Annotated in this window: 14 protein-coding genes; 1 reads left to right on the top strand and 13 read right to left on the bottom strand. The window is 41.4% G+C overall.

Features of this window, described 5'->3' with window-relative positions:
• The first annotated feature begins 770 nt into the window (after positions 1 to 770).
• The gene (locus MTF66_RS22575; protein ID WP_010391691.1) at positions 771 to 2,630 is read left to right on the top strand and encodes a sodium:proton antiporter; all 1,860 of its coding nucleotides are present in this window, start codon (positions 771 to 773) and stop codon (positions 2,628 to 2,630) included.
• Positions 2,631 to 2,673: 43 nt separating this feature from the next.
• Here the strand turns inward: MTF66_RS22575 and MTF66_RS22570 are convergent, their stop codons facing one another.
• The 13 genes from MTF66_RS22570 to aroQ all read right to left on the bottom strand — a co-directional run bounded on the left by MTF66_RS22570 (position 2,674) and on the right by aroQ (position 15,841).
• A complete protein-coding gene (locus tag MTF66_RS22570) occupies positions 2,674 to 3,312 on the bottom strand; it encodes a tetratricopeptide repeat protein (RefSeq protein WP_138571260.1) in 639 nt (212 codons plus the stop codon).
• A 124-nt stretch (positions 3,313 to 3,436) separates the two neighbouring features.
• Positions 3,437 to 4,750 carry an adenylosuccinate synthase gene (locus tag MTF66_RS22565; RefSeq protein WP_010391689.1) on the bottom strand — a complete coding sequence of 438 codons (1,314 nt, stop codon included), beginning with the start codon at positions 4,748 to 4,750 and terminating at the stop codon, positions 3,437 to 3,439.
• A gap of 208 nt (positions 4,751 to 4,958) precedes the next feature.
• Positions 4,959 to 5,837: a protease modulator HflC gene (hflC, locus tag MTF66_RS22560; RefSeq protein ID WP_010391687.1), complete on the bottom strand. Its 879-nt coding sequence runs from the start codon at positions 5,835 to 5,837 to the stop codon at positions 4,959 to 4,961.
• Between the two features lie 5 nt (positions 5,838 to 5,842).
• Positions 5,843 to 7,012, bottom strand: a complete 1,170-nt coding sequence (gene hflK, locus MTF66_RS22555) for an FtsH protease activity modulator HflK (protein WP_010391686.1) — start codon at positions 7,010 to 7,012, stop codon at positions 5,843 to 5,845.
• 106 nt (positions 7,013 to 7,118) lie between these two features.
• The gene (gene hflX, locus MTF66_RS22550; protein WP_010391685.1) at positions 7,119 to 8,402 is read right to left on the bottom strand and encodes a ribosome rescue GTPase HflX; all 1,284 of its coding nucleotides are present in this window, start codon (positions 8,400 to 8,402) and stop codon (positions 7,119 to 7,121) included.
• A gap of 16 nt (positions 8,403 to 8,418) precedes the next feature.
• Positions 8,419 to 8,682 carry an RNA chaperone Hfq gene (gene hfq / locus MTF66_RS22545; protein WP_008113494.1) on the bottom strand — a complete coding sequence of 88 codons (264 nt, stop codon included), beginning with the start codon at positions 8,680 to 8,682 and terminating at the stop codon, positions 8,419 to 8,421.
• 81 nt (positions 8,683 to 8,763) lie between these two features.
• Positions 8,764 to 9,681 carry a tRNA (adenosine(37)-N6)-dimethylallyltransferase MiaA gene (miaA, locus tag MTF66_RS22540; protein ID WP_054202670.1) on the bottom strand — a complete coding sequence of 306 codons (918 nt, stop codon included), beginning with the start codon at positions 9,679 to 9,681 and terminating at the stop codon, positions 8,764 to 8,766.
• Positions 9,682 to 9,691: 10 nt separating this feature from the next.
• Complete coding sequence (gene mutL / locus MTF66_RS22535; protein WP_138571259.1) at positions 9,692 to 11,518, bottom strand: DNA mismatch repair endonuclease MutL; 1,827 nt, start codon at positions 11,516 to 11,518, stop codon at positions 9,692 to 9,694.
• Positions 11,519 to 11,548: 30 nt separating this feature from the next.
• A complete protein-coding gene (locus MTF66_RS22530; protein WP_138604967.1) occupies positions 11,549 to 12,892 on the bottom strand; it encodes an N-acetylmuramoyl-L-alanine amidase in 1,344 nt (447 codons plus the stop codon).
• Between the two features lie 28 nt (positions 12,893 to 12,920).
• Positions 12,921 to 13,394, bottom strand: coding sequence for a tRNA (adenosine(37)-N6)-threonylcarbamoyltransferase complex ATPase subunit type 1 TsaE (tsaE, locus tag MTF66_RS22525; protein ID WP_248528893.1), 474 nt, complete (start codon positions 13,392 to 13,394; stop codon positions 12,921 to 12,923).
• A 126-nt stretch (positions 13,395 to 13,520) separates the two neighbouring features.
• On the bottom strand, positions 13,521 to 14,861 hold the full coding sequence (gene accC / locus MTF66_RS22520) for an acetyl-CoA carboxylase biotin carboxylase subunit (protein WP_013466031.1): 1,341 nt from the start codon (positions 14,859 to 14,861) through the stop codon (positions 13,521 to 13,523).
• Between the two features lie 26 nt (positions 14,862 to 14,887).
• Positions 14,888 to 15,355, bottom strand: coding sequence for an acetyl-CoA carboxylase biotin carboxyl carrier protein (accB, locus tag MTF66_RS22515; RefSeq protein WP_010391678.1), 468 nt, complete (start codon positions 15,353 to 15,355; stop codon positions 14,888 to 14,890).
• A gap of 33 nt (positions 15,356 to 15,388) precedes the next feature.
• Positions 15,389 to 15,841, bottom strand: coding sequence for a type II 3-dehydroquinate dehydratase (gene aroQ / locus MTF66_RS22510; RefSeq protein WP_010391676.1), 453 nt, complete (start codon positions 15,839 to 15,841; stop codon positions 15,389 to 15,391).
• Between the last annotated feature and the right edge of the window lie 22 nt (positions 15,842 to 15,863).

Here is a 15,863-nt window from a genome sequence, read left to right as displayed (position 1 = left end):
TGCCCACACTTTTTACACACACGTACACCGTCTCTAAAACTAGCGTTTTAAATTGAGATGCAAAAAATAAATAGTATTAACCCAATAAATAAATCGGATCGTACTAACTAAAAAAATATAAAGTGTTGTTTATGTATCGCTGTAAAAAGCTGTGTGCGGCCTTTTTATTAACAACATACATAGAGCCTCTTAAGTCTGGTACACCAACAGATAGGGTGATGACTTAAGGACCGAGATTTAATCGCCACGATGGGGATTAAATATTGAAAGGTAATAGTTCAACTCAAACTTTTATTTATCTGCATTGAGCAAATAAACACTTTGAGCAAAACCATACCAAAGAGTACGGTAAATGATATTGTGTGTTCAAATATAACAAAACAAAGCAAAAACAATCAGTAAGAGAGTTAAGATGTTTATATCTAACATAATCTATGTATTTAAACTACAAACTTGATTAGATAACTAATTATTCGAACACGAAGTATAATACGTTAAAGTAGCTGCTTAGATCAAGGCTAAAATTCAAGCTGAATAGGTCGACACTACTAAAGCTAGTGTTTTTTGTATTAAGTATCATGTGGTTAGACTACTATAAATATGAATTATATAGACTATAAATTTGATAACATTTTAGAGAATGACGTTAACACTAAATAAATAAGTATTATTTATTAGCTAAATTGAATTTACACGTGTATACCCACTGTATTACTGGTAGGTAACAGTTATACTTTTAAACATTATTAATATTAAGGAGTTTTTACTCTATGTCAGCAATTTATATAGCCGGTATTGCATTGTGTTCGGTGCTAGCCCAATGGGTCGCCTGGGCGTTCAGAGTACCCGCTATTCTGTTTTTGTTGCTTACTGGGCTTTTATTAGGGCCATTTAGTGGCGTATTAGACCCAGATGCCTTATTAGGCGATTTACTTTTTCCTGTGGTGTCTTTAAGCGTTGCTGTGATTTTATTTGAAGGGTCTTTAACACTGCATTTTCGGGAGCTTAAAGGGATCAGTAAAGTCGTAAGAAACCTCTGCTCTATTGGTATGCTTATGACCTGTGTCGTTATCAGCTTAAGTGCCTATTGGTTATTAGAGTTAAATTGGCGAGTCGCAGCAGTACTTGGCGCTGTGCTTGTTGTAACGGGACCAACGGTTATTGCGCCACTGCTTAACTCAATGCGACCCACTCAAGATATTGACCGTATTTTACGCTGGGAAGGCATAGTCATAGATCCTATTGGCGCTTTATTTGCGGTATTAGTATTTGAAGCTGTGATGTTAGTTGGCCAAGGTGAAGTACTTAGCCACACTATAATTGCACTAGTTAAAACCGTTGGGGTTGGTTTAAGTATTGGTGTGGTTTCGGGTTGGATCACAACGCAACTGATGCGCCGCGAATGGTTGCCATTTGAGCTACATAAATTTGGCATTTTAGCGTTAGTGTTAATTAGCTTTTCGATTTCAAACCATTTAAGTCATGAGTCAGGATTATTGGCCGTAACTGTATTTGGTATTTGGTTAGCTAATCAAGATGACCTAGAAATAGATTCGGTGCTTGAGTTTAAAGAAGATCTGTCGATGATTTTGATCTCAACCTTGTTTATTTTACTCGCTGCCAGATTACAACTATCTGACTTAATGATGCTAGATAGCGACGTGTTTATATTTTTAGCTATTGTGCTATTTATTGCGCGCCCGTTGTGTATTGCTATTTCAACCTTTGGCACCGATTTACCAATGAAGTCTCGCTTGGTGCTGGCTTGGATTGCGCCTCGCGGTATAGTTGCTGCAGCCGTAGGCTCTGTATTTGCGTTAAGTATGATAGAAGCCGGTGTAGCCGATGCTGAGAAAATGGTGCCATTGATATTCACGGTTATTATCGTCACTGTGGTACTGCAAAGCTTAACGGCTATCCCTGTTGCTAAGTTGCTAGGGGTGCGCCAGCCCTCCCCTAATACTATTTTAATTATTGGTGCCAACCATGTATCTCGTGCTATTGCTCGTGGTTTAAAGGAACAAAACATTCCCGTTCACTTATCAGATCCTGCTTGGGAAAACTGTAAAATGGCACGTATGGATGGTTTGCCTTGTTATTACGGTAATCCACAATCTGAGCATGCTGAACGCTATTTACCTTTAACCACTATTCGCAGTGTTTTAGCGCTTTCACCTAATCGTCATCATAACGCATTAGGGGTGCAGTATTTTTCTCATTTATTGAATGAAAAAAATGTATTTTCACTTCGCTCATCGTCATCACATGCTAAAGCAAATAAAGACAGCGCGACGTTCTTATCACGACAAATTCTGTTTGGTGAAAACGGAGCATATGCACGCTTAAGCAGCGTTATTGCCAAAGGCGGTAAAGTGAGTGCAACACGAATATCTGAAGAATTTAGCTGGCAGCAGTATTTAGAAATGAACCCTGAAGCAATTCCACTGTTTATTCTCAAAGGGGATAAAGACAGTGATGAAGACGCTCCAGTGAAAATGAGGCCTTTTACTAGTGATATGGAAAAGCCACCACAAGAGGGTGAACGAGTAGTTGCATTGCAACCGCCTAAAATATCGCTATTAAAAGATCCTGCCAATAACAAAGTCAAAGACAATAAAAAAGACGAGTAATAACTAAAAAAAGCGAGAGTGCGGCAAAAGCACTCTCGCTTTTTTACATAGGTAAGCGCGCGCGGGTAACGACACTGGCTGGCATTTTTTCAGCAAGTTTAGTTAATGCTCTCTCTATTTTTTTATGTGTCGCTTTATCAGCTACCGTGGTGTTAAACAGCCAACGATAAGCATCTTCGAAATCTCTTGGACTTCCATAACCTTGATTAAACAAACCAACTAATCGTAATTGCGCTTTTAAGTTGCCTTGCGCTGACGCCTCACGTAAGTAGGTTATTGCCATGGTTTTGTCTTTTTGGACCAACTGCCCAACGTCGTAGTAGCGACCTAGTTGCTCTAATGCAGCCGCTAAGCCCTGCTCAGCCGCTTTTTTCATGTAATACACACCTAAAGCAACATCGCGCTCAACACACACTTTATAAGCGAGCATATCACCGTATAGGAATTGATATGATGGCAATGCCATTTTATTGGCTCGCGCTTCTATATCTTGCACTAACTGGCAATTATCTGCCTTTACGCGCGCTAGATGAGTGTTCTCATTAATTAAAGCTATTAACTCAGATTCAGTATACAGCGGCACAGCTGCAGGACTTTCTTCAGCTAAGCTATTGCTTATATTGAATAAAGTAAGTGTAAGTAGTGATAATGACCACACTGAGCAACGAGAAGATAAACGCATATTAACCACTTTAAAAATAAACTTACCAAATAATATACAAAGATCGTTCCACTATTAATAGCGTCACTTTTCTGCAGACATAAAAAAAGCTGCGCATGGCAGCTTTTTTTCAACATAAACCCAATTATGCAAATGGGCTACGAAGTATCATCGTTTCAACACGATCAGGACCTGTAGAGATAATATCAACAGGTACTCCAGTGATTTCTTCAATACGTTTAATGTAATCAATTGCCGCTTTAGGTAAGCCTTCAAGTGATGTTACACCCACTGTATTTTCAGACCAGCCAGGCATTTCTTCGTATACTGGCGTTACTTTATCGTAACCTTCAGCTGCTAATGGCGTCACGTTAGTCACAGTACCATCTTCAAGCTTATAACCAGTACAGATTTTAAGTGTTTCTAAACCATCTAAAACGTCAAGTTTAGTTAAACAAAATCCTGAAATGCTGTTGATTTGGACTGCACGGCGCATAGCCACGGCATCTAACCAACCTGTACGACGTAAACGACCTGTAGTAGCACCAAACTCATGACCTTTGTCACCTAAATGCTTACCGACTGGGTCTTGCTTATCAAGACCGTCGTAAAGCTCTGTAGGGAAAGGACCTGAACCTACACGTGTTGTGTACGCTTTAATGATACCTAGCACATAATCAAGGTGTAATGGGCCAAAACCCGCACCTGTAGCAACGCCACCAGCGGTGGTGTTTGAAGATGTTACATAAGGGTAAGTACCATGATCGATATCAAGTAGTGTACCTTGAGCACCTTCAAATAAGATGTTGTCACCGGCGTTACGCGTTTGATCTAAAAGCTCAGTTACATCAACTACCATTGCTTTTAAAATGTCAGCAACAGCCATTGCATCATCAAACGTTTTTTGGAAGTCAACAGCGTCTACTTTGTAGTAGTTCACTAATGTGAAGTTGTGGTATTCCAATACTTCTTTTAACTTAGTAGCAAATAATTCAGGATTGAATAAATCACCAACACGTAAACCACGACGTGCTACTTTATCTTCGTACGCTGGACCGATACCACGACCCGTTGTACCGATTGGTTTATCGCCACGCGCAGTTTCGCGAGCTACATCTAATGCAACATGGAAAGGCAATATTAGCGGACATGCTTCACTGATTAAAAGACGTTCACGTACAGGTACGCCACGCTCTTCAAGCATGCCAATTTCTTTCATTAGCGCTTCTGGTGATAAAACAACACCATTACCAATCACACATTTAACATTGTCACGTAATACACCCGATGGAATAAGGTGTAGAACTGTCTTTTCACCGTCGATCACTAAAGTATGGCCTGCGTTATGACCACCTTGATAACGAACTACTAAAGATGCTTTATCTGTAAGGAGGTCAACTACCTTACCCTTACCTTCGTCACCCCATTGGGTGCCTAGTACAACAACGTTTTTACCCATTGCAAATTCACTTAGAGAAAATTAGGACGAGATTTTACCAGAAAACTAAAGCAATGTTCACCCCGTTTAGCTTATTTTTTCCTCGTGCGGGTAGTAAACATCAGTGTTTCGTTAATAATCACATAAATAACAGTCATTTATAAACTTAAAATTCAGATAACAAAAAGCCCTGCAATTGCAGGGCTTTCAAGTTTAACTAAAGCTATGATTACTGAGCTTTCGCGCCTTTCATGTATTGGAAGAAGTCGCTATCCGGTGATAACACCATCACGTCTTGCTTGCCTTTGAAAGTTTGCTTATAAGCTTCTAAAGAGCGAACAAAGCTAAAAAACTCAGGGTCTTTATTGTAAGCACTAGCGTAAATCGCAGCAGCGTCAGCATCACCTTGACCACGAACAGAACGAGCATTACGTTCGGCGTCGGCAAGCATTACTGTTACGCGACGGTCAACACCTGCACGAATTGTTTCTGCTTTTTCCTGACCTTCAGAGCGGTGCTCTTTAGCAACTGCAGTTCGCTCAGCGCGCATACGTTGGTAAATAGAGCTACTCACCTCTTGTGGTAAGTTAATTTGCTTAACACGCACATCAAGTACTTCAATACCCAGCTCACTAGCACTTTCAGATGCTTGTACTAACGCTTCTTCCATCAGCTCGCTACGCTCACCAGATACAATTTCACGAATAGTACGCGTACCAAAGTTAGTACGTAGGCCATTATTTACTTTTTGCTTAAGCAGTGTTTCAGCGTATTGCTTGTCACCACGTGCACGCAGGTAAAAAGAGCTAAAATCGTTTACGCGCCATTTTACAAACGAATCAACGATTAAGTCTTTTTTCTCGCTAGTTACAAAGCGATCCGGTGTGCCATCTAGTGTTTGAATACGTGCATCAATACGACGTACTTGACTAAAAAATGGGACTTTTAAGTGTAAACCCGGGCCATAAACTACTGCCTCATCGTCGCTGTCTTTTTGCACTTTACTAAATAAAAGTACAATCGCTTTTTGACCTTCAGAGACCACGAACACCGACGAGAAAGACATCACAATGGCGGCTAATAGGATTACTAAACTAAAGTTTTTCATTGCTCTTATCTCCCGTCGTTAAAGCGATCATTGTTAAAGCGATCGTTACCACTATTAACTGTGCTGTTGCGTGACGTATTTACCTTGTTACGTAAATCGTTGATATCGCTAGAGCTAGGTAAAGCAATACGTGTTGATGAACCCTGTTTTTCCATGATTTTATCAAGTGGTAAGTACATCATATTGTTGCCGCCTTTAACATCAACCAACACTTTAGAGCTATTACCTAGCACTTCTTGCATCGTGTCTATGTATAAACGCTCACGTGTTACTTCTTTAGCTGCTTGGTATTCTGGAAGTAATTTCTCAAAGCGAGCCACTTCACCTTGCGCTTCTAAAGTAATACGTTCTTGGTAACCTTCAGCTTCTTGCGTCATACGAGTCACTTGACCACGCGCACGCGGTTCAATTTCACGGGCATACGCTTCTGCTTCACGAATAAAGCGTTGCTCATCCTCTTGGGCCGCAATTGCATCATCAAACGCATCTTTAACTTCCATTGGTGGACGAGAGTCCTTGAAGTTAACGTCAGTTACGATTAAACCTAAGTTGTAAGGTTCGATGATTTGATTTAGCTCATCCCAAGTATTTTGACGTACAACTTCACGGCCGTTTGTCAGTACTTGGTCCATTTTTGAATGACCAACAACATAACGCAGCGCACTATCTAATGCTTCTTCAAGGCTGCTGTCAGCGTTAGTGACACTAAACTTATATAAGTAAGGGTCGATTACTCGATACTGTACTTCAAATTCAACGCTTACTACGTTTTCATCTTCGGTTAGCATAAAGCCTGATGCTGATAACGAGCGAACAGCTTCGATATCGACTGGAATAACCGTTTCAACAAAGGTCATTTTCCAACGCAAGCCAGGATCTGCAATTCGGTCAAACTTACCAAATTGAAGAACGACGCCGCGCTCAGCTTCTTTCACCGTATAAATACCGCTTAACGCCCATACAATTGCAGCGATAATAAGTACAAATGAAATACCGGCTCCGCCAAGTCCACCGCCGCTACCATTGCCGGATTTTTTACCGCCAAATAAGCCGTTAAACTTGTTACTGAATTTGCGGAACACCTCGTCTAAATCAGGTGGGCCTTGATCACGTCCGCCTTTGTTATTCCACGGATCTTTGTCATTGCCATTATTACCCGGTTCATTCCAGGCCATAGCTATACTCCATTGTTATCTAAATAAATTCGGAAATTGTGTTAAATCTAACAAATCTTCTGCGTTTCTTATACTAAAACCGACATTAATCTTGCAGTTTTTAATCTCAGCTAATAAAACTTTCAATTTCAGGGCCAAAATCTTTAATTAAACGGTTCCACTCAATCATAGGCAATCGTACATCAAGCAACCAATTACCTTGTTCATCAAACCGCTCATTGTGTACTGCACTTAAATTAAATAGTGATGCTCTTAAACGCCCATATTGTGGTGCGAGTAATAACGTTTCATTAAGCATTTGCTTAGCGAGTAAATCGCTAATAGCTTCACTAAGTAATTCACAGCCTTCGCCAGTTTTTGCAGATAGCCATACCCTTATAGGTTGGCCCTCGTCATCACGATCAATACGTGGCGTTACCTCATCCAGCGCATCAATTTTATTATAAACTAATAACTGCGGTACCTCGTCGGCTTCAATTTCTTTGAGGACTTCTTGTACCTGTTCAATATTTTCTTTTCGGCGAGGATCAGCTACATCTATCACATGCAGTTGTAAATCGGCTTCACGCGTCTCGGTCAGAGTTGCTTTAAATGCAGCCACCAAATCATGCGGTAAGTGTCGAATAAACCCTACAGTATCGGCTAAAATAACAGAACCAACATCACCAATATCGAGTTTACGCAGTGTTGGATCTAGTGTGGCGAATAGCTGATCGGCTGCATATACATCTGAATCGGTAATATAGTTAAACAGTGTTGATTTTCCGGCATTGGTATAGCCGACCAGCGACACTGTTGGAATTTCATTACGCGTACGAGCACGTCGACCTTGTTCACGCTGTACAGCGACTTTAGCAAGTCGAGCTCGAATATTTTTAATACGTGCACGCAATAAACGTCGATCGGTTTCTAGCTGCGTTTCACCAGGACCACGTAAGCCTATCCCCCCTTTTTGACGCTCAAGGTGGGTCCAACCACGAATTAAACGTGTAGACATGTGGCGAAGCTGAGCCAGCTCTACTTGGAGTTTACCTTCATGAGTACGGGCACGCTGAGCAAAAATATCAAGAATAAGTGTTGTTCTATCAAGTACCCGACATTGACAAACACGCTCTAAATTGCGTTCTTGAGACGGGCTCAACTGATGGTTAAAAATGACAACATCGGCATTGTGGATTTTGACAATTTCAGCTATTTCTTCCGCTTTGCCGGTACCGACAAATAGTTTGGGATGTGGTGCTTGACGGCTGCCTTGCACAACCGCCAAACTACTAACACCAGCAGAAGATACCAACATTTCTAATTCATGAAGATCTTCGCGATCCCCATCTTTAGGTAGGTCGATATGGACTAAAATTGCCTGTTCGCCAGATTCATAGCGGTCAAACAAGCATTACGCTCCTAATTTAAAAGTTTCCTGGTTCCGTTTCTTCAGTGTCTTCATTTCCCTGTACACCTTGGAAGTTGACTGCGCGTGCAGGTACAACTGTTGAAATTGCATGTTTATACACCATTTGATTAACAGTGTTTTCCAGTAAAATTACAAATTGGTCAAATGACTGAATTTTACCTTGTAATTTTATGCCATTTACCAAAAAAATTGATACTGGAATGCGCTCGCGGCGTAATGCATTTAAAAATGGGTCTTGTAACGATTGGCCTTTTGCCATGTTATTATTCCTTCGTTCTAGGTGTTATTATAATTAAGTGGCTGAACTAATTTAATAAAGCTAAATTTTGTCCAGCTACTACTAGCTTAGCGAACTTACTACACGATGCAAGTTTTCTTCATCACCGGTTGTTAACCACGTAACGTCAGGCCAACTTCTTAACCACGTTAATTGACGCTTAGCCAATTGACGAGTGGCAGCAATACCGCGAAAAACCATTTCATCATGGTCTATTTCACCCGCAAGGTAATCCCACATCTGTCTATAACCTACACAACGAATAGAAGGCATATTGGGATGTAAATCCTCACGTAGATATAGGGTCGAAACTTCTTTTTCAAACCCCTGTTCAATCATTATTTTAAACCTTTCTGCAATTCGCTGATGTAACTCTTTACGATCATCTGGAGCAATAGCAAATTGATGAAAAGTATAGGGTAAAGGTGGCTGTTTTTGCTTTTGCAATTCAGTCATTGTTTTACCTGTTATACGGTAAACCTCTAAAGCGCGATTAATTCGTTGTGAATCATTTTCACTCATCTTTTTCGCAGCTTGTGGATCTACTTTTAATAGCTCTTGATATAAATGTGGCCAACCGTACTGTTTCGCCTGTACTTCAAGCTCAGCTCTTATCTGCTCATCAGCCTCTGGTAGAGGGGATAATCCATCAATAAGGGCTTTAAAGTACATCATTGTACCTCCAACCAGTACAGGCACTTTACCTTGTTGATGAAATTTATCAATTTTTTCTATCGCATCGCGTCTAAAATCAGCTACTGAATAGGTTTCGCTTGGGTCGAGTAAATCAATTAGGTGATGGGGTGCACGTGCTAGTTCGTCGGCATCCGGTTTAGCGGTACCAATATCCATACCTTTATAAACCAGTGCCGAATCAACGCTGATAATTTCAGTATTTAAATGCTCACACAGTGAAATTGCCAATGCTGTTTTACCAGCAGCGGTGGGGCCCATTAAAAATATGACCGGTAAATTACTCAACACGAATACCCTAATTAAATTGCGCTAGATAAGACTTTAGATCTATTTTAACTGCTTTTTCACGTAAACGTTCAATTGTTTGCGCATTATTTTGTAAGCGAGTTTGCTGTACTGCAAAGGCTTTACTGGCATAGAACCGTGTAGGTATTACATTTACCTGCCACGCTAGCCACTGTTCAATACTTTCTAACTGAGCTTTACACCCATCAAGTAAGGCATCTACCGCGGTACTCACGTCAAGTAAGTACAAGCAAACAGGCAACTTTTTAACCATAACAAATTGTTTTTCAATTAAAAGTTCAAAGCCAAGCAAAGTAAACCATGATTGTTGCGTAGCCAGCAGTTCGGTATCTTGTTTTGAGACATTGACCCGTACGGGTAATAACAATGCTTTGCCCTCAAGGCTGCCTTGCTCCTTAATTTGTGCAAGCCAATCATCCGCTAGCGCATATTTAAAGTGTGAACAATAAAGTTGGTTTTCATCATTAAACACACAAGCGCCCTGTTCAATGGTTATTATATCGACAGTACGAAGCGCTGTATCTGATACTTGAGTCTCATCTGATTGCACAAATGGTGCTGGATTATCAAAGTGATGTGCTTGCTGCTCACTCACACCTTGATAAAACGCATTTACGTCATGGTAATTTCGACTTTCAGCACGTTGTTGATTACCTGTACCTTGAGTTGCAGCACTATAAGTTGTGCTATGCGCTGAAGATGACCGACTAGGCTGTAATGACGACTTAGGGTAATCAAACGGTTCACTACTGGTAGTAGTGTGTGCATTAAATGCAGCCACTGGTGGGCTATTATCATTAGCTTCACTGGAGTTTGAAAACTCAGCTTGCAGGGGCACAACAACTTGTTTTACCGCTTGCAAAATAAAGTCGTGTACTAAGCGCCCTTGATGAAAGCGCACCTCATGTTTAGCAGGATGAACGTTTACATCCACTTGACGTGGATCTATATCAATATAAATCACAAACCCGGGTAACTCTTGCTCACCGCTGACTTCCTCAAATGCTTGGCGAATAGCGTGCAAAATAAGTTTATCGCGCATCATACGATTATTTACATAGGTGTACTGTGTGGTATTGGCCGAGCCAACCGGCAGCACCCAGCCATGTAGTTGCAGCCCTGCTTCACCTGATTGAATATGCAGTCCCTGTTCTGCAAACGCTTTACCCGCCACTTGGGCAACTCGTGTAATCGCTTGAGCAGGATCGGTTTTAGCGCGATACTGCCGCACCACTTTTTCGTTATGGGTTAACGTAATTGATACGTCAAAACGACTCAGCGCAATCCGCTTTATAAGCTCATCAATATGGCTAAACTCAGTTTTTTCGGTACGTAAAAACTTACGCCGTGCTGGGGTATTAAAAAATAAATCTTTTACTTCAATTGTGGTACCGCTGGGATGTGCCACAGGCTTTACCTCTACGGCCATATCTCTGCCTTGCGCAAAGGCTTGCCAAGCGGCTTCTTGCTGTTCAGGCTTAGAGCTTAAGGTTAAGCGAGATACCGAGCTAATAGACGCGAGAGCTTCGCCTCTAAAGCCTAAAGAGCAAATATTTTCTAAGTCATCGAGCGACTTTAGTTTACTGGTAGCATGGCGAGAAAGCGCTAATGTGAGCTCCTCTTTTGCAATGCCTGAACCATTATCACGAATTCGAATCAGCTTATGACCACCGCGTTCAATATCTATTTGAATACGTGTCGCACCTGCATCTAGGCTATTTTCTACTAACTCTTTAACCACCGACGCGGGACGCTCAACAACTTCACCCGCCGCAATTTGGTTTGCCAAGCGCGCAGGTAATATTTCAATACTCATAAAAACCTTAAATGTTGTGCGCTTTTAAAATTAACTCTGAGGAATATCAAGTTCCTGGCCAATAAATAGCGTATTTGAACTGAGCTTATTAACCTGTTTTATTTTACTGATACTAACGCCATATCGACCTGCCAACATACTCAGTGACTCCCCCGGACGTACCTTGTGCTTTGTTGGGTATTGAGACTTTAATGACGCAAACAGTGAGTCGTCAGGCGGGTTGCGTAAATAGTAATTTTTAATTGAGGTAAACATCGCTTTCGCCAAACGCTCTTGGTGATTGGCGCTTTTTAGTAGTCGTTCTTCACGAGGATTAGAGATAAACCCAGTTTCAACCAAAATAGACGGAATATCTGGCGACTTCAATACTGCAAGGCTGGCATGTTGCGGTGCCTTTTTGTGCATTTTTGCTACTTTTTTTAATTCTTTTATCACTTCATCTGCAACACTTAGCCCTGTTTTCATGGAATGATCCATCGACATATCAAGCAAGGCTTGTGCTAAGTACTTTTCATTTGCAGCATCTTTAATTACATCGGCAGCACCGCCAAGTAACTCTGAGTGTTTTTCTTTATCCTCAATCCATTTACCAATTTCCGAATTGGCACGTCGCAGCGACAACACCCATACAGAAGCACCATTGGGTCCCGGACTGGTAAACGCATCTGCATGAATAGAGACAAAAAAATCGGCTTTTTTCTGGCGAGCGCGATTAGTTCGTGTATTAAGTTTAACAAAGTAATCGCCACTGCGAACCATACGCGAAATCATGCCTCGCTCAGCATCAATCATGCGCTCTAAACGCTTGGCAATCTGCAAAGTGATGTCTTTTTCGTAAGTACCTGATGGGCCAATGGAACCTGGGTCTTCACCACCATGGCCTGCATCAATAGCAATTACAATATCGCGCTCTTGGCTTAACTGGCGTTTTTTAGCCGCCGTTTGTGCCGGACTAACCGCCCCTTTTGATTGGCTTTTGTCGTATAAGTCGACCACCAACCTGTTTTTATAAGGGCCTGTGGGGGCAAGTGCAAATATAACCGGTTTAACTGGCCCATTTAATTCAAACACTAAACGCACGCTGCGTTTATTTTTAGGTTTTGAGTAACGTAACTTGCTAACAATTTGATGTTTTGGTGGCACACCTGGCAATTTTTTTAATTCATCAGTGTTTTCTAAATCAACCACTAAACGACTTGGGTTTTTTAGCATAAAGTAACTGAAGTCGGGTTTATCATCGAGATCAAACACCACCCGAGTGCTATCAGGTGATGGCCAGACACGCACACTATTAATAGTGTTTTGCGCCCACAATGGCAAGCTCACTGTAAAAACCATGAGGTAAATAAAAAGTTTAACTAAACCACGACTCATTTTGATAATCACTGCCTTAACTATTTTATTATCTATTATTTAGTTTTTTGACAATTGCTACACCACGCTCACTCGCACTGTTAATAACAATTTTACGCTCATCACCTACATAACTTAGCGTAGCATTTAGATCGGGAACAGGAATAAATTCTCCGCCTTTTTCCGGCCACTCAACAATACAAGTTGCCGTTTCTGAAAAATAATCGCGAATCCCCATAAATTCAAGCTCTTCTGGGTCACCTAATCGGTATAAGTCAAAGTGATAAACATTGCCACGCACAAGCTCGTAGGGTTCAACTAGTGTATAAGTGGGACTTTTAACCTTACCTGTATGACCAAAACCTTGCACTATACCGCGAGTAAATGTCGTTTTACCGGCCCCTAAGTCACCATGCAAATAAATAACTGCGCCCTGCTCTATTATGGCAGCTAATTTATTACCCATAGCAACAGTGGCATTTTCATCGACTAAATGAAAATGAAAATTAAAACTACACGACATGATTACCTCAAAATTTACGAAAAGCGCATATTTGTTAATCATACCAGATTATTTATTTAAGGTGATACTGCCTCTTTTTTAAAGATAAAAAAACCGGCTTAAGCCGGTTTTTAATTAGCATGGACTTTACAGTCCTAATTTCTTCTCAAGGTAGTGGATATTTGTGCCACCATTTTTGAAGTTTTCATCTGCAAGAATACGTTTATGCAGTGGCGTATTGGTTTTAATACCATCGATAACGAGTTCATTAAGCGCATTACGTGCTCGGGCGATAGCGACATCACGATTTTCACCGTAAGTGATCAGCTTACCAATCATAGAATCGTAATGTGGAGGAACGGTGTAGTCAGCGTAAATATGACTGTCCCAACGAATACCTAAACCACCAGCTGGATGAAAACGGGTGATCTTACCTGGCGATGGAATAAAGGTTTCTGGGTCTTCAGCATTAATACGACACTCAATAGCGTGGCCACGAATAACAACGTCGTCTTGAGTGAATGATAATGGCTGACCAGCGGCAATTTTTAGCTGCTCTTTGATTAAATCCACACCGGTAACCATTTCAGTCACTGGGTGTTCAACCTGAATACGGGTATTCATTTCAATGAAGTAAAACTCGCCGTTTTCGTATAAAAACTCAAACGTACCTGCACCACGATAACCAATTTCAATACACGCACGTGTACAACGCTCACCAATGAACTTACGTACTTCTGCAGTAATCCCTGGTGCTGGTGCTTCTTCAACTACTTTTTGGTGACGACGCTGCATTGAACAATCACGCTCACCTAAGTGAACCGCATTGCCTTGACCATCGGCCAATACTTGCACTTCAATGTGGCGTGGGTTTTCAAGGAATTTTTCCATGTAAACCATGCTGTTGCCAAAGAACTGCTTAGCTTCTTGCTGCGTAAGCGCAATCGAGTTGATTAACTCAGCCTCGTTGCGTACAACACGCATACCACGACCACCGCCGCCGCCAGCTGCTTTAATAATTACCGGGTAACCAATACGCTTAGCAATTTGCATGTTGCGTTCTTTATCATCCGATACCGGACCATCAGAGCCAGGTACACAAGGAACACCCGCTTTACGCATCGCTTCGATTGCCGATACTTTATCGCCCATTAGACGAATAGTATCGCCACGAGGACCGATAAATACAAAGCCACTTTGCTCAACTTGGTCGGCAAAGTCTGCATTTTCAGCAAGAAAACCATAACCTGGGTGGATAGCGACTGCATCAGTAATTTCTGCTGCGGCAATAATGCGTGGAATGTCTAAGTAACTTTCAGTTGCTGCTGGTTTACCAATACAGATGGTTTCATCTGCTAGTAATACGTGCTTAAGATCGCGATCCGCCGTTGAATGCACAGCAACCGTTTTGATCCCAAGCTCTTTGCAGGCGCGCAATATACGAAGTGCAATTTCACCTCGGTTTGCAATGACTACTTTATCTAACATGAGAGTTGGCCTTTTACGTTGCGCTATTATTCAATGATGAATAAAGGTTGATCAAATTCTACTGGCTCGCCGTTTTCTACTAAGATAGCTTTTACTGTACCGGCTTTATCTGACTCAATTTGGTTCATCATTTTCATTGCTTCAACGATACATAGCGTGTCGCCAACTTTAACCTGAGAGCCCACTTCAACATATGCTGGTGCTTCTGGAGAAGCTGCTGCGTAAAAAGAACCTACCATAGGTGATTTAACTTGATGACCTGTAGGGCCTGCAGGTGCTTCAGACTCTACGGCTGCAGGTGCTGATGGTGCAGTCGCGGCTGGAGCAGGTGCTGCTGGGGCGTATTGTTGAGGTGCGAATTGCGCGTACGCAGGACCGGCACTCATGTTATTACGGTTAATACGTACTGATTCTTCACCTTCAGTGATTTCTAGTTCTGCAATACCTGATTCTTCTACTAATTCAATTAGTTTTTTGATCTTGCGAATATCCATAAACGGCCCGCCTATTAGTTTGTTAGTTTAAATTTAGTTTGAGTTTTGCAATCGGCTGACTGCTGCATTTAAAGCAGCGTGATAACCCATTGCACCTAATCCACAAATAACGCCTTGCGCCACATCAGAAAAATAAGAATGATGGCGAAACGTTTCACGTGCATGCACATTACTTAAGTGCACTTCAAAAAACGGAATATCAACGCTTAGCAATGCATCACGTAATGCGACGCTTGTGTGCGTAAATGCTGCAGGGTTAATTATTATGTAATCAACCGCTTGCCAAGCATCATGAATGCGTTCAATGAGCGCTTGTTCACTATTACTTTGAAAATGCGTTAACTCCACACCTAAACTATTAGCAGCGCTGTTTAACTCGCTCACAATATGCTCTAAAGAATGCGAACCGTACTTATCAGGTTCACGCTTTCCTAGCATGTTTAAATTTGGGCCATTTATAACTAAAATCTTTAATTTTGCAGCCATAATACGCGATATATCCTATAAG

This window comes from Pseudoalteromonas sp. 2CM39R (assembly GCF_023161845.1).
Note: the sequence above shows the minus strand (reverse complement) of the source record. Positions and strands in the feature narration are given on the sequence as shown.